We start from the raw sequence: 23,489 nt of genomic DNA on the forward strand, positions 1-23,489 counted from the left end.
GAGAGACTCCTTGCTTACTTCGGCCAGTGGGAGAACAGCGAGAGCATCCGCTCGACCAGCTGCTCGCGTACGGTCTGCCACTCGGGGCCGCCGGCGCGGCGCGCGGCCGAGGCCCGGTCGTACTCCCGACCATCGACCTCGGGCAGGCACGCGTACATCTGGAGGAGTGCCGAGCCGTCGTCGGTGGGCGCGGTGTCGGTGTCCGCCTTGAGCAGGGCGCGGATGTCCTCGGTGCACATGGAGGCGTCGATCCCGGAGCCGGGGATGCTCTTGCTCATCTTCGGGAGGCCGCCGAGGCCCGGGATCATCTTGGTGTAGATGCCGGACAGCCGTTCCGCGGGCAGGCCCCAGCGTTCGGCTCCGCGCCGGGCGAGCGCGACGTACTTGTGCTCGTCGACCCCGAGGGAGACCAGGACGTGGCGCCCTTCGCGGAGGAGATGGACGAAGTCCGCAGCCATGAGCAGGGTGGCCTGCTTCATCCCGTAGTTGAGGTGGTCGAAGACACCGTGGTTGCGGTAGAGCCCGGCGAGGTCCTCCTCCGCCCACTGGAAGTCGTCGTCGTCCAGGTGGCGTGACAGCAGGAACGCGGTGGCCAGGACGTCGGTCTCGCCCTCCTGCCTGCGCAGCACACCGCGCTCGGCGTCGAACCCGAGACGCAGGACGAACTCCTCGTACCGGTCGGCGAGTTTCCGCACCGAGTCGAGGGGCGTACGGCGCGCGTTGTAGGAGTCGAGATCGCCCAGCACGATCTGCACGTCGAGCCCGCACTGCTGCAGCTTGACCGCGCGCAGCAGCTGGAAGAGGGTGCCGGCATGGGGCGGCCCGCCGAGTCCGACCCCGGTGGTGACGATCGCGGGCTGACCGTCCGCGACCGCCTCCGCGAACTGGCGCGCTCCGGTGTGGCACACCCATTTCGTGTGCAGGTCGTCGGGGCTCATCCCCGCGAGGCCGAAGTCGATGGCGCCGAGACCCAGGCGCTCGTAGCGGTGCTGGTCGATCACGCTCTCGTAGTACGCGGTGTCGAACTTCATGCGATTCCTTCCAGCTGAGTCTGCTCACGGAGGGCGAAGGCTCGGCGGACCAGCGGCTCGAGGCCGTCGGTCAGGAGGTCGCCGAGTTCCGCGTTGCGTGGTGCCGCGACGCTGCCGAGGTCCGCCGTGACCGTTCCGTCGGCGAGGACCCAGACGCGGAACGGGTACGGGTCCTCAGGGGCACGCGTCGGCTGGGCGTAGATCGGCACTCCGTTGACGTCGTCGCGTACGTCGTCCACGGCCTCTACGAAATCGTCCCGCTCGAAGCCGTAGATCTCCGCCTTGCGGGTGTTGGCGCGTCCGATGGGCCGGTACTGGGAGATCAGCCAGTACTCGACGTCCGTCCGCTCGGTCAGTCCGGCGATGAGCCGTGCGAGGCGCGGCAGGTCCTTCACGGAGCCGGCCGTGGTGAACGTGTTGAAAGCGAGCCGCCGTTGGTCGGTGGCGAGGAACTCGACGTTGGCCAGGAAGCGTTCGAAGTACCCCTGCCCGCGGAACCAGTCGGCCGTCTCGGGGTCCGGGCCGTCGACCGCCAGGGAGTACACGGTCACGTGGTCGCGGACGCCGGCATAGCGCTCGCTCAGCAGCAGCCCGTTGGTGTGGAGGTTCGTCTCGAAGCCGACCTCGGTGGCGTGCCGGAGGGCGATCTCCAGGTGGTTGTCGTATGGCATCACGGGGTCGCCGCCGGTGAAGACGCACCGATGGGCCTCGGACTCCGAGCGGAGTCGGTCGATGACGCGGCGGACCGTGTCAGCGTCGGTCTTGACCCGGTTGCGCGCGCGGTAGCAGAAGCGGCACACGCCCGGTGACGTGCTGGTGGGTGCCAGGTCCCAGGCGTTGCAGTCGGTGTTGAGGACCAGGTGGACGATCGCGAGTTCGTCGTGCGTCAGCATGGTGCCGTCTCCTTGACACCCTGGCTCACCAGGAGCGCCGTCGGGGCGATGGGCCGCAGGAGCGAGCGCAGCTGGTGTGGGGCGCCGCCCGTGAGCCGTACGAACTGCTGGAGCGTGTCCAGAGCCGCGCCGGAGTTGATGATGGTGAGTGCTTTGTCGATGCCGGACTGGATGGTGGGGGTCGCCTTGGACATCACCATAAGCAGGGCCGCGTTGAGGGCGACCGCGTTCCGCGCCTGACTGGTGTCCTGGCCGGCCAGCACGCGGATCGCGGCGGCGACGTTGTCCCGGGGGTCCTCGTGCTGGGTGACGGACGTCAGGTCCTGCGGCATCGAGGCCGCACCTCTGCGCACAGCGTTGTTGAAGGCGAGGTCCTCGCTGCCGGCGCTGATGCGGCAGGCCCGCACCGTGCTTCCGGGGATCAGTTCGTCGACCTGGACCGCCTGGCCGACGCTGGAGTTGATGACCGTCACGTCCGGCAGGCCGAGACGGGACAGAAGGCGGGCGGACGCGCCGACCGCGGGATGCGAGAGACCGTACACGTAGGCGGGGCAGGTGACCGGGCTCAGGAGGGCGGGGAACGCCAGGCTGAGGGCGTGCACGGCCTGGAACCTGCCGCCGTAGCGGCGGTCGAACTCGGGTACGCGGTTCTCGATGGAGAAGAACCCGAAGCCGACCTCCGCGGTGATGTCCACCATCTCCGGGTGCGGCACCGTGTCACTCGTCGCCCCCACGAGGTCGACGAAGTCGCGGGATCCGGTCTTCGACGAAGCACTGCGCGATCCGAGCTTCGCGACGTGCGCTCCCCCGGTGGCCGCCACCAGGGCGGCGGCGGTGCTGAGGTTGATCGTCTTGAAGGTCTTCTTCCCGCTACCGGTGTAGCCGACGAACCGCGTGCCCGCGGGCGGCCGGTGGAAGTCCCAGCCACCTCGGTCGAGGTCCGTCGCGGCCCGGATCGCGGCCTCGACCTCCTCCAGCCTCGGTCCCCGTAGGAGCAGCCCGGTGAGGACGCTCCCGAGCATCACGTCGCGCGTGTGGCTCTCCGGTAACGCGAGGATGCTCGCGATGCCGTCGTGGACGTCCTGGGGCGCGATGGCGGCGGGCGAGTTGATCTTCTGGGCCAGTAATGGCGTTGTTACCGCCACGGTGTTGGCTCCTTCCTTCAGATGTCGGACGTGAGCAGGACCTTGAACGGACGATGGCGGGCTCCGCTCTGCAGGGCCGCCAGCCCCTGTGGCAGGTCGCTCAGAGGGAATTGGTCCCGAGTCATCAGGGCGGCCCGGTCGCCGCCCTTCGCGAGGATGTCGATGGCGTCACGGAAGTCGTCATGGCCTTCCGCGCGGCAGTACGAGAAGGAGCCGCGCAGAGTGATGGAGCGCCGGAAGACGTCCCGTAGGGGGATCGAGAGGTGCACCCGGGGCGCGTAGGCGTTCTGGACGAGAACCGTTCCACCGTCACGAACGGCGCCCAGTGCCTGACGTATGGGGGAGTCGCAGTCGCCGGACGCGGCGTCCACGACGACGTCGCACGGCGGCAGGCCGGCGGAGTGGAGGTTGACGCGCGAGTCGAGGACGTAGCTCAGCTGATGCGAGCGCGAAGGCTCCCTGACCAGCATGTGGACGTCCCACCCCGCCTCAGCCGCGCAGATCGCCGTGCACACCCCGATGACGCCGCCCCCGATGACGCCGAGCCGCCCCAGAGGCATCCGGAGGCCGCAGCGGATGCCGTGCAGGGCCACCGCCATCGGATCCGCGAGGACTCCGTGCACGGGGTCGTTCAGGTGGGGCAGTGGGACGACGTTGTCCCGGGGCACCCTCACGGCGTCGGCGAGACCCCCGGGCAAGTCCCATCCGATGCGTCGCAGCTCCGGGCAGAGGTGGACGTGGCCGCGGTCGCAGTAGTGGCACGAGCGGCAGGGGACCAACGGGTCAACCGCTACCCAGTCACCCGTCTCCGTGTCGACCCCGACGATCTCGTGCCCGGGGTACCAGGGCTCCGGAAGCCGTCCCTGCCACGGCTGGTTGAGCTTCGCGACGTCGCTCCCACAGACGCCCGTACAGCGGATCTCGACGATCGTCGTGTCGCACATCGGAGGCATGTCGGTCGGCACGGGGAGCCGGCGCAGGGCACCACGTTCAACCGCCCAGGCGTACGGGACGTTCATCGGTCCCTCCACCTGCTCAGTAAGGACGGGAGAGCCTCCACCTCGGGTATCGGCCGACCGGGCCAAGCGGTCTCGCCGAACGCGAGCCCGTGCTGCCCGCCCCGGCGTTCCACGCGAACCGCACGCATCCCCGCGCGCTCGGCGCCGGCCAACTCATCTCCGCCGCCGTCGCCGCAGTAGAGGGCCTGCTTTGGGCCGATACCGAGGGCTTCGAGTGCCGCGCCGAAGAGCTGAGGAGCGGGCTTCACCGCGCCCACCCGGCAGCTGAACACGGCGGCGTCGAAGTGTGGCGCGAGATCGCTGTGGCTCCACGCCTCGGCGATGTCAGGGGACGCGTCGCTGAGAACCGCCAGCCTGACCCCGCCGTGCCGAAGCTCCTCCAGGACCCGCAGGAGAGAGGCGTCGGCCTGGAGCCGGTCGCGGGCGAGCTCCGCCAGGAGCTGCTCCACCTTGTCCATGTGGGACGCGGGAGCGTCGCAGCGCGCGACGAGGTGTGCCGCGACCTCGGTTGTCGACCTCAGCTGCCCGTCGTGCCTCGCCCGCCAGCTATCGGCCAGCGCGGACTCGACGACCGCCGGCGAGACGCGCATGGTCCCGGCGAACCGGGCGGCGGCGACACTCCGTTCAACCGCGCTCGGAGCCGCGACGAGTGTGCCGAAGAGGTCGAGTATCACCGCGGTCGGCCTCTGAGCCCGAGACGCGGACTCCCGCCGGGGGGAGCCACCAAGCAGGACGTCACTCACGGGGTGTGTGTTGATCGCGGACAGGCTCGTCGACAAGGTGGTGCTCGTCGGCGGATATCGCATGGCGAGGCTCCATCAGTAGAACGGCGATCTTGTGCGGAACCCGGTTCCTCCGGCCGACCGGGTATCCACGAACCCGTCGACGAGCTGGTCGACGAGCAAGGGGAGTGTGGGTGCCCTCCGGGGAACTGGCCCACGGGCGACGTGCGTTGTGTACAGAACAATCCCACCGGGAAGGACACGCGAGCGGACAGACTGTCCGCGCTTTCTTGGTGCACAGCTCTTGACTCGCGTACTGGATCTCGGTATAGCGCGCGGCGCTGGTGAGGGGGTGACAGGGGAGGGAATTTGCGTGATTCATATCGAATTCGACGCTCTTGCGTGCAGGGTCCGCCGGATGTCCGAGCGTGCACCGGCCGACGACGTTGCTGTTAACACTTGGCGAGCAGCTCTGTCGGACTGGACATTGTCCGTACGCTGAGCGCAGTGCTCCGTCGCGAAGGGATCGATCCACCGATGAGTGAAAACCTGACGCTGGGAGACCGTCTCCGTATAGCCCGCCGGACACGGAAGCTGTCTGCCGCTCAACTGGCACAGAAGGTCGCGATATCGCCCAGTTACGTCCAGAAGCTGGAGTCCGGCGCGCGCAAGGCTTCGCCTTCACTGGTCCTGGCGCTAGCCAAGGCACTCCACTTCGGCCCCGAGGTCCTCACCGGCCAGCCGTACTACGGCGAGCCGGAGGCCGAGGACGGAGTGCACGCGGTGATCCCGGATCTCCGAAGGATCATGCTGTGCTTCGACACCCCGGACGAACTTGAGATCGCCCCGAGGCCGCTGTCGGTCCTGGCGTCCGAGGTCGACCAGGTGGCCGCTCTCCGACGGGACGCACGCTACGCACCCATGGGGCCGCTCCTGCCGGCCGTCATCACGGAGCTGACGCATCTCGCCCTCACCAGCCGCAACGGCGACCAGGCCAAGGCGTTCTGGCACCTTGCCCGCGCCTACCGAGCGGTGAACTCCCTGGCCCACAAGATGGGGCATCACGACCTGTCCAACACGGCGCTGGAGAGGGTGCGGTGGGCGGCGGACCAGTCCGGTGATCCGCTGATGAAGTTCACCGCCGGGTATCTGGTCGCCGGTGCGATGCTCCGCCAGGGGGCCTACTCATCCGCTCGCCGCAAGCTCCAGGCGCTGCGCCAGGAGCTCGAACGGCTCCAGCCGGAACGCTCCTTCACCAACGACGCGCTCGCCGTCGACGGCGCGCTGCTGCTGAAGCTGGCCGTACTGGAGGCCAGGGAGAACAACCCGGACCGAGCGGACGACTACCTGCGCGAGGCTGAGGCCGTGGCCAGGATGGCCGGCAACCGCGACTCCCTCGCCTACGAGATGTCCTTCGGGCCGACGAACATCCGCATCCACGAAGTGCACGCCATGATCGACATGGGGGACACGGAGCAGGCTCTCGCCCGTCTCACGGAGTGGTCCGCCGTGGCGGGCGAGGAGTGGGTGCCTCCGGCTTCGACGGTGGGCGAGCGATCGAGCCACCACTTCATCGACGTGGCCTCGGCGAAGCTGGCCGTGGGGGACAGGGCGGGTGCGTTCGGGGACCTGCGTCGTGCGCGTAAGGTCGCCCCCAATCACACGCGATTCCACCCCTCGGCCCGCGAGACGGTCGCGGCGCTCCTTCGGATGGACGCCCACCCGTCCAACGAGCTGTCAGCATTCGGCAGTTGGGCGGGAGTTATCACAACCTGACTGCGGCTCAAGGCACTTCGCGAAGAAATCCCACGGACAGTCTGTCCGTGCACGGAGCTGGCAGGGTGGAAAGGTCTCCTCACAGATGGTTCTGAGGAGGCCGTTTCCATGTCTGACGTCACCCCGCGCGTTCCCGCGCTGCCGCCCCGGTGGATGCCGATAGGCGACGATCCCGAGCTGTGCTCGGCAGGCCAATGGTGGGACGCCATACGCGCCGTAGAGGCGGCTGGCCGACGCGCGATTGACCTTCTCCGCGAGGACGGCGCGGCGATCGGTCCGGTCATCCTTGACCCCGGAGGGCCAGAGCCTCGCCTGTACTTCCTCGTGCCCCCTGGCACGGCCGCCGGCTGGGAAGAGCCGGGGACGGTTCCTCTCGGTCAGAAGTGCCACGTCGTCGTGCCGCCCGCCGGGGCCACTGAGCCGCCCGGCCTGCACTGGCACGTCCTCCCCCGAGGCCCGAGGTCGCTGACACAGCCCGGCCCGCTGCGCAAAGCCCTCGGCCAGGCACGCAGGGAGCGGAATGGCCAGGCGGAGGCTGCGGACTCCTGATGTCCCTGAACATCTCCCTCGTCCTGCTGCTGGGGATCGTCCTGGTCGTACTGATCCGAGGCGGCTCCCTGAAGGCCGGGCCCGCGGTCGTGAGCGTGCTCTTCGGGTTCTTCCTAGCGAGCACGTCGATGGCGCCGGAGATCAGTCGGCTGGTTGCCGGCGCTGTGGACATGATCGGCCAGATCCGGTTCTAACGCCTCAGTGGGAAAGCCACGGGCGTACTCCGACAGCACGAGGGATCATGAGGCATGCGCCCGGATGAATGGCACGTCACCGAAGACCTCGACGGCTTTCTCGCTCAAGCCGGGGACTTCCTGCACTCGCGCCCTGCCCTGCACACCGTCCCGCTGACGGTCACCGAGGCGCTGCGTACGCGCGGGGCGAACGCGTACGGCGCCGAAGCCCCCGTCTTCGGCTGGCTGGAGCGGGCGGGCGAGGTCCGCGCGGCCTTCTTCCGCACCCCGCCCCGCCGCCCGTACCTCACCCCCCTTATCCCCGAGGAGGCGGACACCCTCGCCGCCCATCTGGCCGGCATCGGCCGTCCCCTCCCCGGCGTCAGTGCGGACCACGACACCGCCACCGCCTTCGCCGAGGCTTGGCAGCGGCACACGGGCGCGACGCCGACGCTCCACGAGCGGGAGCGCCTGTACCGCCTCAGCGCGCTCACACCACCGGAGTCGCTCCCGGAGGGCCGAGGCCGAACCGCGCGCGAGCAGGACCGCGAGCAACTCATGCTCTGGCACCGCGAGTTCGTCGCCGACATCGGAGGAATCCCCGCTGCGGACAACAGCTCATGGGCGGACACGCGCATCGCCCACGGACGCGTCAGGTTCTGGGAGACCCCGGACGGCACCCCCGTCTCCATGGCCGGCATGACCCCGATGGTCGCCGGCCAGATCCGGGTGGCCCCCGTCTACACCCCGGCCCACCTGCGCGGCCGTGGTTACGCGGGCGCCGCGACGGTCGAGGTGAGCCAGGCCGCGCTGGCCGCAGGCGCGGCGGAGGTACTCCTGTTCGCGGACCTGGCCAACCCCACCAGCAACGGCCTCTATCAGCGGATCGGATACCGCCCGGTCGCCGACTTCGCGGTGTACGACTTTTCGTCTGCCGCGCCGGAGATCCATTGAGCAATCCCGCAGCGGCAGCACGGCGAACACCTCTGCCATCAGGGGACTTCGCCGCCAGCACCTCTTCTCGGTATGACCTGGCTCTCGTGCCGCCCGCAGCTACAACGACTCGATCAGCTGCTTGATCCCTAGGCTGCGGCGTTCGAGACCTTGGACTTGGGCGCATCGACATGCCCCATGGCTCGGTCGATCGTGATCTCGATGACCACGCGCTCCGGGTCCGGAGCCGGCGTGCGCCGGTACCGCTTTCCGTAGCGCGTCACAGCGTCGTCCACTGCGGCTGCGTCCGTGCGCACTTCAGCCGTGCCTTCCAGCGTCGCCCAGCGACCTCCGTCCACCTGGCAGACGGCGACGCGCGCTTGGCCGGGAAGCGCCGCCTGTACGTTGGCGACTTTCCTACTCGATTTGCGGGTGATAACCCGCGCGATGCCGGCGGCGGCGTCCACGGTGACCCCAACAGGCACGACATGTGGACGGCCATCTGGGCGGAGTGTGGTCAGAGTGCACAGGTGGTACTCATTCCAGAACTCCAGGTAGTCAGTTCCTCTGCGGTGTATTTCGGCATGCACGCCTGGAAGCCTAATCGCGAGTGATGTCCCGACTGTCCGAAAGTGGCCCTGGCCACACCCCTCCTCCCGTCACGAGAGGCAGGGCTTTTCGGTGCTGGATGTGTCTATTCGGTGCATTTGCTCGCAATGAAAGCGTCTCGGATCGGTAACGAAGGCAACCCCTCTTGAGGTGCTTGGCATGGCCACATCGTTCGTGAGAACTGCCAGCTCAAAAGCATGATCTACAAGTAGGTGTGCTGATTTAGTGCGATTTTGTGCGTCGATGCTGCTGCGACCCGGTAGGCGCTTTCCAGCCGGATCTTGGTGCGGCTTCGCGTAGTGTCCGATGAAGTCCCCACAGCCTGCCCGGGATGCTTTGCGTCGTGTCATTGCTCGTTCGCGTCGGTGACTTCGGTGTCTGAGGAGTTTTGGGTGCGCGCCCGTTGTGGTTCACGGATCAGGTCCTTCGCGGCCTGGATCGACTACTGCCCTCGATGCCCGTGATCACTGTCGGCTGCGCTGTGCGGCGGGACTGGACATGGTCGAAATGGGCGCGGCCGTCGCCCGGCTTCGTGTCGGAGCAATCCACGGCTGGTGCGAAGGGGATTACTGATGTGGCCGGGAAGAACTGACCGCGACACGACTGAACACAAGGTGCCAGCGCAGGGCGGACTGAGCCGTCGGCGCTTGGGGCGGTGGCGTACCGCGCAGAAGCGGACGGTGGAACGAGACCTGCACCGTCGGCTGCGTCGCGAGCTTCGGGACCTCGGTGTCCAGCCGCCGCTGGACGTGAAGGAGCTGTGCCGGGCACTCGGCGAGAGGCGAGGGCGGCCGATTGTCCTGCGGCCCTTCCCCCTGGAGAGGCCCGGACCGTCGGGTCTGTGGGTCGACACGCCCCAGATGGACGTGGTGCTCTACCAGCAGGAAACGACCCCTCTGCATCAGGATCACATCATCCTGCACGAGGTGTTCCACATCATCGTGGCGGAGGACGAGCGGGCCGAGGAGGAGCAGGAAGCTCCGGACGACTTCGTCGAGGGCTGGGCCACGATGATCCCGGTGCTCGATCCCGCGCTGATCCGGCGTGTGGCCCGCCGATGCTCGTACGACGACGGGGAGGAGTGCGCCGTCGAGCTGGCGGCCACGATCATCCTGGAGTGGTCGTCGGTGCTTGACCATGTCGCCCCGATGACGGAGGACCCCACGGTGCAGCGAGTACAGGCGGCCCTCGGCGACCGACGAGGATGGCTGTAACCCGTGACCGAACTGATCCTCCTGGGCCTCGCCGCTGCCGTGGCGTGGAAGCTCTACCAGTGGTCACGCGCCCCGCAGGACGCGCCGCTGCGTTCCGTCACCCTTTGCCTGCTCACCGCCTTGCTGTCCTACCCCCTGGCCATGCCGGGCGGTGCTTCGGGCGTCGACACCGTGGCCGGGCATGGCACGGCGAAGCTCATGCAGAACGTGCTGCTCCTGCTGACGGTCTACTTCCTGATGTGCTTTTACCTGTACTCCGCCGACGGGCCGACCGCCCGTCGACGGGCCCGACGAGAGGCCGTCATCGTCGCGCTGGTGGCCGTGGCCATCGTCGCGGCCGCGGAGACGGTTCCCCATGACGTCTTCGCCGGCTCCTTCAGCACCGCGGACATGACGATCCCGCAGATCGCCTTCTTCTACGGCGTCACCGGCCTGTACCTCATGTACGCCCTCGGCGTCACCGGTCGGTGGACCCGCCAGTACGCCCGCATGTCGCGGCGCCCGCACGCGACGGGATTGTGGATGGCCGCTGTGGGCCTGAGCGCGATGGCGGTGGCCTGCGCGGTCCGCGCGGTCTTCGTGGCCGTCCGTTGGAGCGGCGGGACCGTACCGCATCCGCTCATGGCCGGCGTCGCGGTGTTCCTCGTCGTGTCCATCCTGCTCTTCGTCGCCGGTGTCACCTACGCGGGAGCCCGCGCGAGGGTCACCTCGGCGCGGCTCTGGCTGTGGCGACGCCGTGATCACCGACGCCTGGCCCCGCTGTGGCAGCTGCTCACCGAGGCGTACCCCGAGAACGTGCTGCGGCCGGCTTCCGCGGCGCTCTGGGATCGTTGGAAGGCGCGTGGCGTGCACCGGCGCTACCACCGGCGGATAGTGGAGTGCCTGGACGGATTGATTGATATCAGCCCGTATCTGGCTCGCGAGGGTGAGGGCACCGAAGTCCTCGCCCTCCCGCCCGCCGTGCTGGCGGACCGCCTTCGCCAGGCCGTGGTCGCGATCGGAAAGGACGCACTTCCAGCACGTCAGGCCGTACCCCTGGCCGTGCCCCAGGCCGATGACCGGGACGCGGACGTACGTCAGCTGATCGCGGTATCGGACGCGCTGCGTCTGTCCGCCTGACCATCGACGATCAAGGAGGCCGAGATGCTGATCACCGCCCGCCGAGTCCTCGTGGGCCCCGGAACGTATCTGGACGATGCCGCAGTCGTCGTCGAAGGCGACTCGATCACGGCGGTGGGGCCGCGCGCGCAGATCGTGGCGCGGGCCGGCGCGGACGACACACACCTCGCGTTCCCTGAGGGCACGGTGGTGCCCGGTCTCATCGACGCCCACGTGCACCTGGTGTTCGACGGCGGCGCGGACCCGGTGGCCACGCTCCAGGAGTCGAGCGACGAGACCCTCCTGAAGGACATGCGCCGCCGCGCGGAACAGCTCCTCTCCAGCGGCGTGACGACGGCGCGTGACCTGGGAGACTGCAACGGCCTCGCCCTCCAGCTGGACGCGGAGGTCGCCAGCGGCAGCACTCCCGGTCCCCGGATCGTCTCCGCGGGCACACCCGCGACCCCACCTGGAGGCCACTGCCACTTCTTCGGCGGTGAGGTTTCCGGGGAAGCCGAGGCCCGCGCTCTCGTGCGGCGCAATATCGAGGCGGGCGCCACCGTGATCAAGGCGATGGTGACCGGGGGCGGTCTGACCAAGGGTGGGCCGCAGAGCTGGCAGAGCCAGTTCTCCCCGGAAGAACTCCAGGCCCTGGTGGACGAGGCCCACCGGGCCGGCCTGCCGGTGGCCGCCCACGCGCACGGTACGGATGGCATCACCGCGGCCGTCGAGGCCGGGGTGGACACGATCGAGCACTGCACGTGGATGACGAGCGATGGCTTCGACCTGCGGCAGGACGTCCTGAAGCAGATCATCGACCGGGGCATCGTGATCTGTCCGGCCGTGAGCCCCCACTGGCAGATGCTCCCCCGCTTCTTCGGCGAGGAGCGGGCGGCGGCCATGTTCGACCTTGTACGGCAGATGGCGGAGGCCGGAGCCAAACTCATCGCTGGAACCGACGCTGGAGTCCAGCGCGCAGGGTTCGACGGACTGGTGCCGGCCTTGTCGTTCTACGCGCACCTGGGCCTGCCGAACGGCAGGATCCTCGACATGGCGACTGGCGACGCGGCCGACGCGCTCGGACTGGGCGGGACGACAGGCCGGATCGCTCCGGGGTTCCGCGCGGACCTGCTGGTGGTCGACGGAGACCCCCTCGAAGACCTCGGCGCCCTGAAGGCGATCCGGGCCGTGGTCGCCGAGGGCCGCCTGCACGAGCCGGGCAAGACGTCAGGGCCTCAGTAGCCGCGCCGCCCGTCCGCGGCCCAGGAGCTGCGGACGGGCGCTACTCGCCAGCGTCCGCTTCCTTCTCCTCCAGCTCCGCCACCAACTCGTTTACGAGCGCCATCGCCTTCGGTGACAGCCCCTGCGAGCCCAGCCCACGAGCCCTCACCCGGCCCACGGCCCCCTTCTTCGCGGCTGCGAGGAGTTGAAGACCCTCATAGACCTGAGCAGCCACGGCGGCGTCTGGCTCGAAGTACATCCGCGAGACGCCGACGACGGCTGAGAGCGCGTCCAGAACTGCCGGCGACGCCGTCCCGGTGATGCCTGTACGGAGATCCCGGAAGCCCTCCTCGGTGATGATCTGCGCTCCGGCGTGAGCGTTTACCGCGTTCGCCATCTCCGCATCCGAGGGGGGCCCCTGGGGGCCGGGATACGAGCTGTTCAGGAGCAGGGTGATCTTCTCGGCCAGTGATTCGGGAGGGGTGCCGAGGGCCGAGGCGCTCCCGGTTCCCGACGGTGCGGGTTCGTCAACCTGCACACCCTGCGCCTTGGCTATCGACCGGGCCTCCGCTCGCCGCAGCTCCTCCGGGCTGACCCCGTACGCCGCAGCCAAGGCCGGGACGTACTTGTCCTTGAGGCGTCGCTCTCCGCGTTCGGCCGCCGCTACTGGTCCGGCGCTCTTGGTTCCGATCAGCTCAGCCGTCTCGTACTGGTAGTAGCCGGCATCGCAGCGCAGGTCAGTCAGATCGGGCGGCCCAGACCGTGGGAAGAGGTCGTCTACGTCCTGTCCGAGCGCGCGCGCCAGCGCGGGCAGTTTCTCCGGATCGGGAGTCTGCGCGCCGGTCTCCCAGCCGGCGACCGCCGAGTCGGACACTCCCAGCGCCTCGCCAACGGCAACCTGGTAGATCTCGGCGGCTCGCCGTACCGCGCGCAGTCGACCTCGGTCGAAGTGACGAGCAGGCATCGAACCTCGATTTTTTGTGCAAACTGGAGTCGATCCAGTGCGTTGACTTTTTCTTCGGTCGGGAATAGTTTCAGCTTAGCGAAGAGCGGGCGGCGTTGCACGCTTGCTCGATCTTCGTCTTCGAACCCTTCCAAGACTCTGGGTCGCGGGAGGGGGGATCGGAGTCCCCTGCGACATCCAGTGCGCGGAGAACTCTCAGAACGGATCGGTGCCGGGGCTCGCCTTTCGGGCTGTGGGAGGTGCTCGGCTTTGGCCCGGAGGGGCACGGAGCCCTCTTCCACAGCTTGGGCGCCGAGCGGGGGTGCAGTGTCCGGGCGGGCCGTGTGTCACGACCGCCCACCGACCCAGCGACATATGTCGAGTTGGCGTCGAATCGGCTCAGCACCCGCTGCCAGCTGGAGTGTTGACCGCCGTCTGCATATGTTGCTGGTCCCTCGGCGGGAAACGCCGACGTCAGGTCAACACGTGGGAGGGAAGTAGGAACCACCCCAAGCGCCACGGACGCGCTTCCTCTAGGGGAAATGAAACCGGCGCCCAGAAGTTAGCCGCTTCCGGACGCCGAGCCCGCCACCCAAAGGGGGCGGATCCATAACTGGAGCGGGTCGGCTGACCTTTTCGACGAGAACGGCCGTCCCACTCCACCTACGAGTGAGGAATTCTCGCATGCCCGAGTCCAGGAACGGAAGGGCGCACACCGCCCAGCCCGTCCAGGTCACCGACCCAGCCACCGGATCCCGCCGGCTTCGCCTGGCCACCCTCCTCGCGGACATGGTGCCCGGTGCTCGCACCATCCGCGTCTCGCAGCGTGAGCCCGAGCGGACCTGGCCCAGCCCCCACGCCCGCGCCTACGACGAGCAGGGGAGCCCTGTCGCCCTCAACCGGGCCCAGGGCCTGACGGCCGCACGCTGGGTGATGCGCACCCACCCCGAGGTGAACTGGAACGAGGCATACGACCTCGATCTCACCACCGGTGTCCTGCGCCCCGCCGCCGAGGCGTACGCGGTCGCAGCCGGGAGGAGCTGACTGTGGCGAGGATCCGAACCTTCAAGCCCGAGACCTTCACCTCCGAGTCCCTGGCGCAGGTCAGCGTCTACGCCGAGCGCACCTTCTTCGGCCTGATCAGCCGCGCCGACGACCACGGACGCCTCCGTGACCAGCCCGCCGCGCTCTGCGGAGAGCTCTGGGCCGTCCGGGGCGGTCGCACGCCGGTCGACGTCGAGGACGACCTGATCCAACTCGCCGCCGCCAGCCTGATCTGCCGCTACGAGGACGACGAAGGCAAGCGGTACCTGCACATCGTCACCTGGCACCGCCACCAGAAGATCAACCGCCCGAGCCGCAGCCGACTCCCGGAGTGCCCGAAGCACGCCGCCGGGAAGCCGAAGCCGGATGCGCAGCAGGATCACGGAGACGTCCCGGAGTCCTCAGTGAAGGCTCACGGAGGACTCACTGAGGACGCACGAATCCCCGCCGAATTCTCCGGAGCGCACGAAACCGCAGGTCGCGAGGCATTCAGTGAGTCCTCACTGAACACTCACGGAGGGAGCGCTGAACCCGCAGTGAGCCCTCACCCCCTGGATCTTGGACCTAGGAACTAGGAACCTGGATCTAGGAACTTCTTCCCCTTCGGGGGGCGCGAGCGCCCACGCACCGGAGACCACCTCGGCTCAGCAGCTCATCGCCGAGTACGCCGCCGCCTGCGCACACCGCCCGCCCAACGGCGTCCTCGGCCACCTCGGCCGCGAGACGGCCAAGCTCCTCGCGGAGGGCATCGACCCCGGCCACATCCGTGCTGGCCTGGCCCTCCACCGCGCCAAGGGGCTGCACCCCAGCACCCTGCCGAGCCTGGTCCACGAGGCCATGAACGCCACCCGCGCCGGTTTGGTCCGGCCGGAATCCCGGCCTAGCGTGCCGGGTCACCGGGCCTGGGCCAATCCCGCCGACCCTGCCGCCGCCTACGCCGAGGAGCTGTGATGCGTGACTACGACGCCCAGCCCGTCGGCGGCATCGCCCGCCGCCTGGCCCACATCCTGACCTCGCGTGGCCTCGACCCGAACGCCAAGCTCACCGACCCGGCGGAACCCCTCCCCGCGCTCCAGGCGGCCCAGGCCCGTATCCCGGCCCGCTACCGAGCCGCCGTCGCCGACCACCCGGCCGTCGCCGCCTGGGTCCGCGAGGTCGCCGAGCGGGGACGCCCCGGGCCCGAAGGCGCCCCGGGACTCGCTGAGGGCCGCTCGCTGTTGATCGTCGGCACGACGGGGACCGGCAAGACGTACCAGGCGTACGGAGCGGTCCGCTCGCTCCTGATCGCCGGGGTCCGGCTGCGCTGGAAGGCGATCACGGCCGCCGACCTGTACGCCGAGCTGCGGCCCCGCCCGGGACACGACGGCGAGCGCGAGCTGATGGACCTGGCCCGCTGTCCGCTGCTGATCATCGACGACCTCGGGGCGGCGAAGAACAGCGAGTGGACCGAGGAGATCACAATGCGGCTCATCAACCGCCGCTACAACGCGATGCTCCCGACGCTGATCACCACCAACCTCGGCATGGCCGACCTGCGGGCCCACATCGGCGACCGCGTCGCCTCCCGTCTCACCGAGATGACCGACCGGGTCATCCTCGACGGCCCCGACCGCAGACGAGCCCTCGCGGCCGAGCGACGCCGTATCGCCGCCGCCAGCGCCTGACCCTTCCCCGCGACGGCCGGCACCGGCCCGCCTTCATCATCTGCACCAACCCCCAGGCCGCCCCTGCCCAAACGCGACCCGGGGGGATACGGAGACATCCCCATGCACCGCACCGACACCCCGCAGCCCCGAGCTCTCGGCGACCACACCTGGCGCGACCGGGCCGCCTGCCGCTCGACCCCGCACCACCAGGTCGACCCCGAGCTCTTCTTCCCCGAGCCCGACGAGGTCGACCGCATAGCCGCCGCCAAGGCCCTGTGTGCGCAGTGCCCGGTCCGCAGCACCTGCCTCGACGCCGCCCTCGAGAACGGCGACCGCGACGGCATCCGGGGCGGCATGACCGAAGAGGAGCGAGAGGCCCTGCACAGCAAGTTGGGGGGCCGCCTCAGCTACTCCCGCGTCAACGAAGCCCTGGCCGGCCGCGACATCCACCTCACCAAGGCCGAGCGCAAGGCAGTCGTCCGCGCCGCCTACCAGGCCGACATCCCTGCCGAGCAGCTCGCCCGGATGCTCAAGGTCACCGAGGCGCACGCCGGGAAGCTCTACCGCCGCGCCCGCCGCGAGATCCGCAACCGCGCCGTCGACCAGCAGAAGAAGGCGAACGAGGCAGCGAAGACGCCCGACAACGCCCCCCAGATTCTGAAGAATCCCGCCGCCAAACTCCCGGCCCGCGACGACCTCGGGACGGCGGCGTGAGCCACATCGCGCCGGTACCGGCGCGGATCAACGGCTGGGACCGGGCCGCCGTCGTCGCCCTCGGCGGCGCGGGATGCGCACTCTCGTACGACGCGCTGCAGCAGATGGCCACCGCGATCCATGTCCGAGGATTCTTGACCTTCGTCTTCCCTCTGGTCATCGACGGATTCATCGCCTACGGAGTGCGAGCCCTCCTGGTCCTGCGTACCGCCCCGCTCGCCGCCCGCTGCTACGTGTGGACGCTGTTCGGTACCGCGACCGCCGCCAGCATCTGGGCCAACGCCCTGCACGCCGTACGTCTCAACCAGCTGCGGCCCGGCAGCGCAGGGCTCCGGCTCGGCGACGTCACCGTCGGCGTCCTGTCCACCCTGGCGCCACTCGCCCTGGCCGGAGCCGTCCACCTGTACATCCTCATCGCCCGGCGGGCAGCTGAGGGCGAGCTGTCCGGACACCCGAAGACGCCCGGTGTCCGGACGGATCGGGTCACCGATGACCGCCCGGACACCTATCCGGTCCGGCGCGGACGAGAGCCAGTCCCGGTCGCCTCCGGACACCTCGCCGAGTTGCCCGGCCCGGACACCGGCCGCGCGGCGGTCACCACGGGGCCGGACACCCTGGAGGCCCATGCACCGGACACCCTGTCCGGACAGCGGGGGAAGCCGGTCGAGCCGGAGCCCGAGCACGACGGCCGCGACGCTGACCAGGGCGGACACCCCGTCCCCAGACCCCGCCAGGTCCCCCGACTGCAGTTGGCCAAGCCTCCGGTCACTACACCAGACGCCGCCCAGGAGACCGGCCCTGCCAACCGCTCGGACACCGGTGACCGCAAGTCGGCCCCGGTCACCGACGAGCAGCTTCTCGCGATCGCCCGCCAGGCGGTCACCGAGGCAGGCGACCTGACCCGGAAGGTCGTCGCGGACGCCATCCGCGGTCACGGACACGGCCTCGGGAACGACCGGCTGACCGTCCTGATGCAGCACCTCCGCAAGGAAGCGGAACAGGCTGCGGACACCCGGACCGCCTGACCGGACAGCCCGCTCGGCGGGTGCGCCGGCCCGTCCACCGGACCGGCGCACCCGCCGAGCACACGACTCCCTCCCGCCCCACACATGCACTGGAGCCGCCACCATGCGCACCACCTCGGCCACCCGAGCCGAAGCCGACGCCTGGATCACCGTGCTCAGCCGGTACGGACACCTCCACCGCGCCGAACCGGGCACCGACGGAGCCTGGACTGTCCAGCGCACACCCACGAGCACACCCCGCACCCTCCACCACCCCGTCCTCGCGCTCGACTTCGTCGCCGAGGTCCTGCGCGACGTACGCCGCGACCCCTCCGGACTGCCCCGATGACGCCCACCGATCCGACCTCCGCCCCCGCTGACCTGGGGGAGGGTCACTGCCCGGCACGAGGCCGAGCAAGCTGTACCTTCCGAAACTCCTCCGCAGCCCGTGGCTGCGGAGGAGTTTCGGAAGGGCTTGCCCCCACCCCCCAGGGGGCGGGGGAGGCCCGGCACCAGGGGGAGCCAGGCCGTGGGGCTGCGACCGAGGGCGGATCGCAGCCGGAGGGAGAAGAAGCCGCGCGTTCCGCGCCGCGTACGCGCCCCCGCCTGCGCCAGAGCGTGCACCGCGACCAAGTCCGCAGCGTCCGCCTGACCCGCGACGAACTCGACGTCGTCAAGCGCGCCGCCGAAGCCGTCGGCCTCAAGACCGCCGGATTCCTCGCCGACGCCGCGGTCGCCGTCGCGCATGCCCAGGGCGGTCCCAAGGCATGGCTGATGGACCAGCGCGGCCGGGTCGAGGAGCTGATGGCCGCCAGCGCCCAGCTCGCCCGCGCCGGCAACAACCTCAACCAGGTCGCCCGCGTCCTCAACTCCGGCGGCCAGGCCGAGTACGCCGACGACGCCGTCGCCCGCGTCTTGCGCGCCGCCGGCCGGGTCGAGGCCGCCGCCATCGAGATGGCGAGGCGCTGACACCGTGGTCCCGGACATCTCCACCGGCAGCCGCACCTACGGACTCCTCGCCTACCTCTACGGGCCCGGCCGCCGCGACGAACACACCGACCCGCACCTCGTCGCCGCCTGGATGCCGGACCTGGCACCCGACCCCGGACGGGACCCGAACGCCACCCTCAAGCAGCTCACCGACCGGCTCGACCTCCCCGTCCTCGCCCTCCCGAAGAACCGCCGCCCGGCCCAGCACGTATGGCACTGCCCCGTCCGCACCGCCCCCGGTGACCGGCACCTCACCGACGCCGAATGGGCCGAGGTCGCCCGCCGCATCGTCCACGCCACCGGCATCGCCGAGGAAGGCGACGACAAGGCGTGCCGCTGGATCGCCGTACGCCACGCCGAGGACCACATCCACATCGTCGCCACGCTCAAACGCGAAGACGGACGAAGCCCCCGTCGGCACCAGGACGGTATCCGCGCCCAGGCCGAATGCCGCAAGATCGAGAAGGAGTGGGGCCTGCAGATCCTCAACGAAGGTGACCGCACCGCCGCCCAACGCCCCACCAGCGCCGAACGCGCCAAGGCGGAGCGCACCGGCCGCACCGAACCGCCCCGTGAAACGCTGCGTGAGCACGTCCGCCAGGCGCTGGCAGGCGCCGCCGACGAGGACGAGTTCTTCCGCCGTCTCACCGAAGCCGGCCTTCGCCTCGAAAAGCGTGTAGCCCCCTCCGGCGACGTCCTGGGCTACAAGGTCGCCCTGCCGGGCGACCGCAACCGTGACGGCGAGCCCATCTGGTTCCCCGGCTCCCGGCTGGCCCCCGACCTCTCCCTCCCCAGGATTCGCCAACGCCTTGCGGACGGACCGCCCGAGGACGAGCCGACGATCGTCATGGGCCCCGCCCCACGGGCCGCTCGCCCAGCCGGTGCTCGCCGAGACGCCACTCATGTCGCCGAGCAGGCCGTCACCGTCCTCGCCGGGGACGACGACGCGGCAGGCGCCGCTCAGCTCATCGGCGTCGGCGAACTCCTCGACGCCGTCGCCCAGACCTCCCCGGCCTCCACCCGCAAGGAACTCGCCGAGGCCGCCCGCGCCTTCGAACGCGCCACCCGCTCCCACACCCGCGCCGAGCACGCCGACCACCGCGCCCTCCGCTCCGCCGCGCGTGGCATCGTCCGGGCCGGCAACGCCCTCGGCAAAGGCGAGGACGGCGGCACCACGGCGATGCTCCTGTCCACGATGGTCCTCGTTACGATCGCCGCCATCCGCTGGCACTCCGCCCGCGGCCACGCCCAGCAGGCCGCCGCCGCCCGACAAGCCGCGCAGCACCTGCGCGCCGCCTACCAGACCTCGTCCGCCACGCCCATGAAGGCAATGCGCGAACAGGGACGCCGACTCCCCGCCCCCGTACGCGACCGCTACGCCCACACCGTGAAAGCCGCCCTGCCCGGACAGGCCGACCATGTCCTGCGTGAGCCCGGCTGGGACGCGATCGCCGCCACCCTCGATCAAGCCGAACGAGCGGGACACAACCCCGACGCACTGCTCCAGCAGGCGATCGAATGGCGCGAGCTGGAGACCGCCGACAACGTCACCGACGTACTCGTCTGGCGCCTGCGCCGCATCGGGAAACTGCCCGCCACCGCCGACGTGCCCCGCACCCGAGCGCCCCGACGGACGCCCCCGCTGCAGCCCCGTGCACCGAAGCCGCAGGCAGCCGAGACGGCCGCTCGGCACGACACGATCAGCCCCCGCAGGCCGGGCCCACGGCGCTGACCAGCGCTTCAAACGGCTGGACAACCCGCGTCCCCCGCTGTTAGGGCTGGTAAGGAAGCAGGACGAGGAGACGATGCAGATGCTCAGCGAAGACCTCCAGACCCATAGAGCCGTGCTGCCGGAGACGGCAGCCAACGACCCCTTGCTGAGGCTCCAGAAGGAGACGCGGCTCGGCGACGGCGTCATCCGTCTCCGAGCCACCACCCACCCCGAGGAGATCCGCATCGGCGGCATCCTGGTGATGTGCCCGGCGTGCGGAGCGCGGCGCGACTGGATGGTGATCTGTGACCGCAGCCAGATCAGCATCCGCTGCCGGTGCGCGCACCAGTGGGTCGAGCCCGAGCTGACGCGCGCGGACTACGAGGCGATGATCGACGTCGGAGGCCAGGACTACCCGAGCCTGGAGGCCGCCGCCGAGGCCGTGGGGTACGACGGCACGCTCGCCGGCGCCTATCTGTCGGAGCCCAGGCCCGAGTAGAAGTCCGTATCGACGGTATCGACGCCCTCTGGCTGGACGAGGACCGTTGCGGTCTAATGCCCGCTCATGGACGCAAGCGTGGCCGCGGTCATGGGCGCGGCGATCGGTGCTCTGGGCGGGCTGGGTGGTGGATGGCCCACGGTGCTCGGGCAAGGGCGCTGGCCCTTTGACTGGGAACGGTCGCCGGATCGGTGGTCGCCGGGGTGGTGCCTGGACCGGTTGGATATGGGGCGACAAATCGACCCGAACACGGGAGGTGTGGTGGCCGAGCCTGTGCGGGTGCGCCGACTGACCGACCAGAAGGGGCAGAAACTACAGCGGCTCCCCGCAGCTGCGACAGGTGGACTCGCCATCCTCATAGATCACGCCGCAGCAGTACTTGGCGTCGCCGTCCGTCCCGTCGTCACCCCAGTCGCAACCGAGCTCCTGATGGACGGCCAGGCCCTGCGGGTAGCCAAAGTCGACGTCACAGCTGGGGCAGACGTACGAGGGCACGAACTCATCCTTCCAAGAGGCGATCGACCCGTAGCAGCGCGGCTGCTCAGGGTTGTGAGGCCTGACAGTTACTCGGGGACGCCTTCATCGAAGTAGTCGCACTGGTCGTACTCGCATGTGGCCACATCGCAGCGGCCGTCCTTGTCCTCAAGACGGAGGGTCAAGTTCCCACACTCTGGCAGCCCCAGTAGTCGCTCACGTAGCCCACCATACCCCGGCGCCGACTCGGTGTTCGGGGAAGCGGATGGTCAGTCTTACGTCCGGCAAACGTGTCAGTTGGTGTCGCCGAATTGCCCCGCGCCATGTGCGACCTTCAGGTCGCAGGCATGGAGTAGCTCGACGCCGCGCTCCGCGAAGGACTCGGTCGCCGCGAAGCTTGCGACGACCGGTTCAAGCGGGCAGCGGAGGCGAAACGCGAGCTGGACCGATCCTTCCAGAAGGCAACCAGGGAAGCCCTCGGTACGGAACAGAACAGCTCTGACATGCGGCTGGTTACCTCGGGGCTTGCGGAACCGTATGCGCACCGAGGGGGCTGCCCCGGCGGGGACAGCCCCCTCGGTGTTCGGGGCGCGTCGTGGCGTCAGACGTCGGCCAGGTGGTTGGCGAGATTCAGCGCGTCGATGGCCACGGCCAGCGCGGAGTGCAGACCGATGGCCTCCCGCAGCGTGGGGTGGACGACGGTGGCCCAGTCCCCGTGAAGGCTCGGCCAAGTGGCGAGGAGGACGTCCGACGAGGCCAAGCCGAGGCGCGCGGTGACGTCCACCCCGCCAGCAGGGGTGGGTGTCCAGTGCAACAGAGCGGAGCCCGGGTGGAGAAGGGTGCGGTCTTGGGCAGACACCCAGATCGTGGGGATCGGCTGGGTGGCGCGCCGGGGCACGGACCGGACGAGAGCACCGCGTACGCCTGGAGGCATAGGCCGTCGAGCCAGATCACCGAGGATCAAGGGAGGACGTGGAGTGGTTCTCGTGACCGCCGCGAGCTGCGGGTGTGACCGGCGGTTCACACGTCGGCCCAGTCGAGCTGAGCTCGGACCTCAGGCGGCAGGACGCCTTCCTGGCCGTTCTCGGCGAGATAGGCGGCGCCGTTCGAGCCGCTGATCTCAACGACGCGACCGATACGGTGGGCCTGCGGCCAGTCCGGGTTGATGGCGAAGTACGCGGGGAGATCCGGGTCGACTGCCTGGAGCTGGTGGATCAACTGACGAACGGTGATCTCGTGAGACAAGAGAGACTCCTGAGTTGGTGAGGCCGAGGGGCCGGCGTATGTCAGACGCAGGCGCAGTGGCGGCTGGGGAAGGCCATGAGCGCAGCGAGGAATCCGGCCACGGCCTGGGCCGGAACGTTCGACCCAAAGGTCTGGGTCCACGCCACCTCGCCGTCGGTGTCCTTGACCTGGATGTGCCACAGCTCGCCGTGCGCGGCCTCCCTGGTCTCGGGGAGGAAGCCGGCGTACACGCGCTGATCGGGGCTGGTGGAGTGGACGTTGGCGTAGGGGTCGGAGATGACCTCCCAGCCCCGCGCTTTGAGGAGCTCGACGACCGGGCCTGCGCAGTGGCAGTCGAGCAGCCACTCGCGGTCGCCGGGCGCGGCGTGAGGAAGGGCTGCGGGGGCATAGAACGGGGTGGTCGCGGTGAGCGTCACGAACAACAAACCCTTTCGTTGACCTGTGGTTTTTCGAAGCGCTCGTACGTTGACATGGTCGAAGCGCAGGTCTCCACTCCTTCGCCCGGGTGGGGCGTCTGCCGTGGGCGAACTGGTAGTTGGGGCGCCCGCTGCTGTCCACATGGGGGAATGAATCGGTCACCCCTGGGAGCTGTCCCCGGGGCGACCGATGACAGGAGGAGAGCGGTGTGCTGGACGGGGAACTGCGTACGTACGGCGAGACCGTCGACGACGTCGTGGCGGCGTCACTCGGGCGATCTCGCATGGCGGACGGTAGACGCGTCGAGCTGAGCGTCGAGGAGCTTGCGCAGGCGGTGCGCGCCGCCGGCAACGAGTTCCTGCGGGAGCGCCGTGGCGCTGGCCCGAGCTAACAGCGGTTCGCGCGATCGACCGCGTTCG

Annotated in this window: 27 protein-coding genes; 17 read left to right on the plus strand and 10 right to left on the minus strand. The window is 69.6% G+C overall.

What is annotated here, in order from left to right:
* Positions 1-14: 14 nt before the first annotated feature.
* Genes DNK56_RS12910 through DNK56_RS12930 form a run of 5 tightly spaced genes read right to left on the minus strand, consistent with a single transcriptional unit; the run spans position 15 to position 4,894 of the window.
* A complete protein-coding gene (locus tag DNK56_RS12910) occupies positions 15-1,031 on the minus strand; it encodes a hypothetical protein (protein ID WP_039649462.1) in 1,017 nt (338 codons plus the stop codon).
* A complete protein-coding gene (locus DNK56_RS12915) occupies positions 1,028-1,924 on the minus strand; it encodes a radical SAM protein (protein WP_111333707.1) in 897 nt (298 codons plus the stop codon). The genes DNK56_RS12910 and DNK56_RS12915 overlap by 4 nt, the downstream gene beginning before the upstream one ends.
* Positions 1,918-3,069 carry a hypothetical protein gene (locus tag DNK56_RS12920; protein ID WP_111333709.1) on the minus strand — a complete coding sequence of 384 codons (1,152 nt, stop codon included), beginning with the start codon at positions 3,067-3,069 and terminating at the stop codon, positions 1,918-1,920. Before DNK56_RS12920 ends, DNK56_RS12915 begins: the two co-directional genes overlap by 7 nt.
* Positions 3,070-3,086: 17 nt before the next feature.
* On the minus strand, positions 3,087-4,088 hold the full coding sequence (locus tag DNK56_RS12925) for a zinc-dependent alcohol dehydrogenase (RefSeq protein ID WP_111333711.1): 1,002 nt from the start codon (positions 4,086-4,088) through the stop codon (positions 3,087-3,089).
* Positions 4,085-4,894: an HAD family hydrolase gene (locus DNK56_RS12930; RefSeq protein ID WP_111333713.1), complete on the minus strand. Its 810-nt coding sequence runs from the start codon at positions 4,892-4,894 to the stop codon at positions 4,085-4,087. The genes DNK56_RS12925 and DNK56_RS12930 overlap by 4 nt, the downstream gene beginning before the upstream one ends.
* A 453-nt stretch (positions 4,895-5,347) precedes the next feature.
* Here DNK56_RS12930 and DNK56_RS12935 point away from each other — a divergent pair, with 453 nt between their 5' ends.
* The 3 genes from DNK56_RS12935 (at position 5,348) to DNK56_RS12950 (ending at position 8,262) form a co-directional block, all read left to right on the plus strand.
* Positions 5,348-6,586 (plus strand): helix-turn-helix domain-containing protein, encoded by a 1,239-nt coding sequence (locus tag DNK56_RS12935; RefSeq protein ID WP_111333715.1) that lies wholly within the window; start codon positions 5,348-5,350, stop codon positions 6,584-6,586.
* A 548-nt stretch (positions 6,587-7,134) separates the two neighbouring features.
* Entirely contained in the window at positions 7,135-7,329 is a 195-nt protein-coding gene (locus DNK56_RS12945) for a hypothetical protein (RefSeq protein ID WP_111333719.1), read from the plus strand.
* A gap of 54 nt (positions 7,330-7,383) precedes the next feature.
* The gene (locus DNK56_RS12950; RefSeq protein WP_111333721.1) at positions 7,384-8,262 is read left to right on the plus strand and encodes a GNAT family N-acetyltransferase; all 879 of its coding nucleotides are present in this window, start codon (positions 7,384-7,386) and stop codon (positions 8,260-8,262) included.
* Between the two features lie 128 nt (positions 8,263-8,390).
* On the opposite strand, the gene DNK56_RS12955 is transcribed toward DNK56_RS12950, so the two are convergent.
* Complete coding sequence (locus tag DNK56_RS12955) at positions 8,391-8,831, minus strand: pyridoxamine 5'-phosphate oxidase family protein (RefSeq protein ID WP_111333723.1); 441 nt, start codon at positions 8,829-8,831, stop codon at positions 8,391-8,393.
* 699 nt (positions 8,832-9,530) lie between these two features.
* On the opposite strand from DNK56_RS12955, the gene DNK56_RS12960 reads away from it, so the two are divergent.
* Genes DNK56_RS12960 through DNK56_RS12970 form a run of 3 tightly spaced genes read left to right on the plus strand, consistent with a single transcriptional unit; the run spans position 9,531 to position 12,404 of the window.
* A complete protein-coding gene (locus tag DNK56_RS12960; RefSeq protein WP_111333725.1) occupies positions 9,531-10,064 on the plus strand; it encodes a hypothetical protein in 534 nt (177 codons plus the stop codon).
* 3 nt (positions 10,065-10,067) lie between these two features.
* A complete protein-coding gene (locus DNK56_RS12965; protein ID WP_111333727.1) occupies positions 10,068-11,183 on the plus strand; it encodes an MAB_1171c family putative transporter in 1,116 nt (371 codons plus the stop codon).
* A gap of 24 nt (positions 11,184-11,207) precedes the next feature.
* Positions 11,208-12,404: an amidohydrolase family protein gene (locus DNK56_RS12970; RefSeq protein ID WP_111333729.1), complete on the plus strand. Its 1,197-nt coding sequence runs from the start codon at positions 11,208-11,210 to the stop codon at positions 12,402-12,404.
* A 40-nt stretch (positions 12,405-12,444) separates the two neighbouring features.
* Here the strand turns inward: DNK56_RS12970 and DNK56_RS12975 are convergent, their stop codons facing one another.
* Complete coding sequence (locus DNK56_RS12975) at positions 12,445-13,347, minus strand: helix-turn-helix transcriptional regulator (protein ID WP_111333731.1); 903 nt, start codon at positions 13,345-13,347, stop codon at positions 12,445-12,447.
* Between the two features lie 663 nt (positions 13,348-14,010).
* On the opposite strand from DNK56_RS12975, the gene DNK56_RS12980 reads away from it, so the two are divergent.
* From DNK56_RS12980 to DNK56_RS13020, 10 genes are all read left to right on the plus strand, one after another.
* Complete coding sequence (locus tag DNK56_RS12980) at positions 14,011-14,370, plus strand: hypothetical protein (protein WP_241989854.1); 360 nt, start codon at positions 14,011-14,013, stop codon at positions 14,368-14,370.
* A 2-nt stretch (positions 14,371-14,372) separates the two neighbouring features.
* The gene (locus tag DNK56_RS36690) at positions 14,373-14,945 is read left to right on the plus strand and encodes a hypothetical protein (RefSeq protein ID WP_446750428.1); all 573 of its coding nucleotides are present in this window, start codon (positions 14,373-14,375) and stop codon (positions 14,943-14,945) included.
* On the plus strand, positions 14,929-15,321 hold the full coding sequence (locus DNK56_RS36695; protein WP_446750427.1) for a hypothetical protein: 393 nt from the start codon (positions 14,929-14,931) through the stop codon (positions 15,319-15,321). The genes DNK56_RS36690 and DNK56_RS36695 overlap by 17 nt, the downstream gene beginning before the upstream one ends.
* Complete coding sequence (locus tag DNK56_RS12990; protein WP_111333735.1) at positions 15,321-16,034, plus strand: ATP-binding protein; 714 nt, start codon at positions 15,321-15,323, stop codon at positions 16,032-16,034. The genes DNK56_RS36695 and DNK56_RS12990 overlap by 1 nt, the downstream gene beginning before the upstream one ends.
* 102 nt (positions 16,035-16,136) lie before the next feature.
* Positions 16,137-16,730, plus strand: coding sequence for a WhiB family transcriptional regulator (locus tag DNK56_RS12995; RefSeq protein ID WP_111333737.1), 594 nt, complete (start codon positions 16,137-16,139; stop codon positions 16,728-16,730).
* The gene (locus tag DNK56_RS13000; RefSeq protein ID WP_111333739.1) at positions 16,727-17,755 is read left to right on the plus strand and encodes a DUF2637 domain-containing protein; all 1,029 of its coding nucleotides are present in this window, start codon (positions 16,727-16,729) and stop codon (positions 17,753-17,755) included. The genes DNK56_RS12995 and DNK56_RS13000 overlap by 4 nt, the downstream gene beginning before the upstream one ends.
* Before the next feature lie 103 nt (positions 17,756-17,858).
* Positions 17,859-18,083 carry a hypothetical protein gene (locus DNK56_RS13005; protein WP_111333741.1) on the plus strand — a complete coding sequence of 75 codons (225 nt, stop codon included), beginning with the start codon at positions 17,859-17,861 and terminating at the stop codon, positions 18,081-18,083.
* A 269-nt stretch (positions 18,084-18,352) separates the two neighbouring features.
* Positions 18,353-18,703, plus strand: a complete 351-nt coding sequence (locus DNK56_RS35910; protein WP_241989855.1) for a plasmid mobilization protein — start codon at positions 18,353-18,355, stop codon at positions 18,701-18,703.
* 4 nt (positions 18,704-18,707) lie between these two features.
* The gene (locus DNK56_RS13015; RefSeq protein ID WP_111333745.1) at positions 18,708-20,456 is read left to right on the plus strand and encodes a relaxase/mobilization nuclease domain-containing protein; all 1,749 of its coding nucleotides are present in this window, start codon (positions 18,708-18,710) and stop codon (positions 20,454-20,456) included.
* A gap of 79 nt (positions 20,457-20,535) precedes the next feature.
* A complete protein-coding gene (locus DNK56_RS13020; protein ID WP_111335751.1) occupies positions 20,536-20,934 on the plus strand; it encodes a hypothetical protein in 399 nt (132 codons plus the stop codon).
* A 1,075-nt stretch (positions 20,935-22,009) separates the two neighbouring features.
* Here DNK56_RS13020 and DNK56_RS13030 read toward each other — a convergent pair.
* The 3 genes from DNK56_RS13030 to DNK56_RS13040 form a co-directional block, all read right to left on the minus strand.
* Positions 22,010-22,267: an esterase gene (locus DNK56_RS13030; protein WP_241989856.1), complete on the minus strand. Its 258-nt coding sequence runs from the start codon at positions 22,265-22,267 to the stop codon at positions 22,010-22,012.
* 161 nt (positions 22,268-22,428) lie between these two features.
* Positions 22,429-22,653 carry a hypothetical protein gene (locus tag DNK56_RS13035; protein WP_111333751.1) on the minus strand — a complete coding sequence of 75 codons (225 nt, stop codon included), beginning with the start codon at positions 22,651-22,653 and terminating at the stop codon, positions 22,429-22,431.
* A gap of 41 nt (positions 22,654-22,694) precedes the next feature.
* The gene (locus tag DNK56_RS13040; RefSeq protein ID WP_241989857.1) at positions 22,695-23,069 is read right to left on the minus strand and encodes a DUF317 domain-containing protein; all 375 of its coding nucleotides are present in this window, start codon (positions 23,067-23,069) and stop codon (positions 22,695-22,697) included.
* A gap of 209 nt (positions 23,070-23,278) precedes the next feature.
* On the opposite strand from DNK56_RS13040, the gene DNK56_RS13045 reads away from it, so the two are divergent.
* Positions 23,279-23,461: a hypothetical protein gene (locus tag DNK56_RS13045; RefSeq protein WP_111333755.1), complete on the plus strand. Its 183-nt coding sequence runs from the start codon at positions 23,279-23,281 to the stop codon at positions 23,459-23,461.
* Positions 23,462-23,489: the final 28 nt, after the last annotated feature.

The sequence above is a fragment of the Streptomyces sp. AC1-42W genome (genome assembly GCF_003248355.1).
Lineage (GTDB): Bacteria > Actinomycetota > Actinomycetes > Streptomycetales > Streptomycetaceae > Streptomyces.

Bases quoted from the DNA above. Each gene is read 5' to 3' on its own strand.
- DNK56_RS12910 (WP_039649462.1), bottom strand. From the start codon at position 1,031: ATGAAGTTCGACACCGCGTACTACGAGAGCGTGATCGACCAGCACCGC.
- DNK56_RS12915 (WP_111333707.1), bottom strand. From the start codon at position 1,924: ATGCTGACGCACGACGAACTCGCGATCGTCCACCTGGTCCTCAACACC.
- DNK56_RS12925 (WP_111333711.1), bottom strand. From the start codon at position 4,088: ATGAACGTCCCGTACGCCTGGGCGGTTGAACGTGGTGCCCTGCGCCGG.
- DNK56_RS12930 (WP_111333713.1), bottom strand. From the start codon at position 4,894: ATGCGATATCCGCCGACGAGCACCACCTTGTCGACGAGCCTGTCCGCG.
- DNK56_RS12935 (WP_111333715.1), top strand. From the start codon at position 5,348: ATGAGTGAAAACCTGACGCTGGGAGACCGTCTCCGTATAGCCCGCCGG.
- DNK56_RS12945 (WP_111333719.1), top strand. From the start codon at position 7,135: ATGTCCCTGAACATCTCCCTCGTCCTGCTGCTGGGGATCGTCCTGGTC.
- DNK56_RS12950 (WP_111333721.1), top strand. From the start codon at position 7,384: ATGCGCCCGGATGAATGGCACGTCACCGAAGACCTCGACGGCTTTCTC.
- DNK56_RS12970 (WP_111333729.1), top strand. From the start codon at position 11,208: ATGCTGATCACCGCCCGCCGAGTCCTCGTGGGCCCCGGAACGTATCTG.
- DNK56_RS12975 (WP_111333731.1), bottom strand. From the start codon at position 13,347: ATGCCTGCTCGTCACTTCGACCGAGGTCGACTGCGCGCGGTACGGCGA.
- DNK56_RS12980 (WP_241989854.1), top strand. From the start codon at position 14,011: ATGCCCGAGTCCAGGAACGGAAGGGCGCACACCGCCCAGCCCGTCCAG.
- DNK56_RS12990 (WP_111333735.1), top strand. From the start codon at position 15,321: ATGCGTGACTACGACGCCCAGCCCGTCGGCGGCATCGCCCGCCGCCTG.
- DNK56_RS12995 (WP_111333737.1), top strand. From the start codon at position 16,137: ATGCACCGCACCGACACCCCGCAGCCCCGAGCTCTCGGCGACCACACC.
- DNK56_RS13005 (WP_111333741.1), top strand. From the start codon at position 17,859: ATGCGCACCACCTCGGCCACCCGAGCCGAAGCCGACGCCTGGATCACC.
- DNK56_RS13020 (WP_111335751.1), top strand. From the start codon at position 20,536: ATGCTCAGCGAAGACCTCCAGACCCATAGAGCCGTGCTGCCGGAGACG.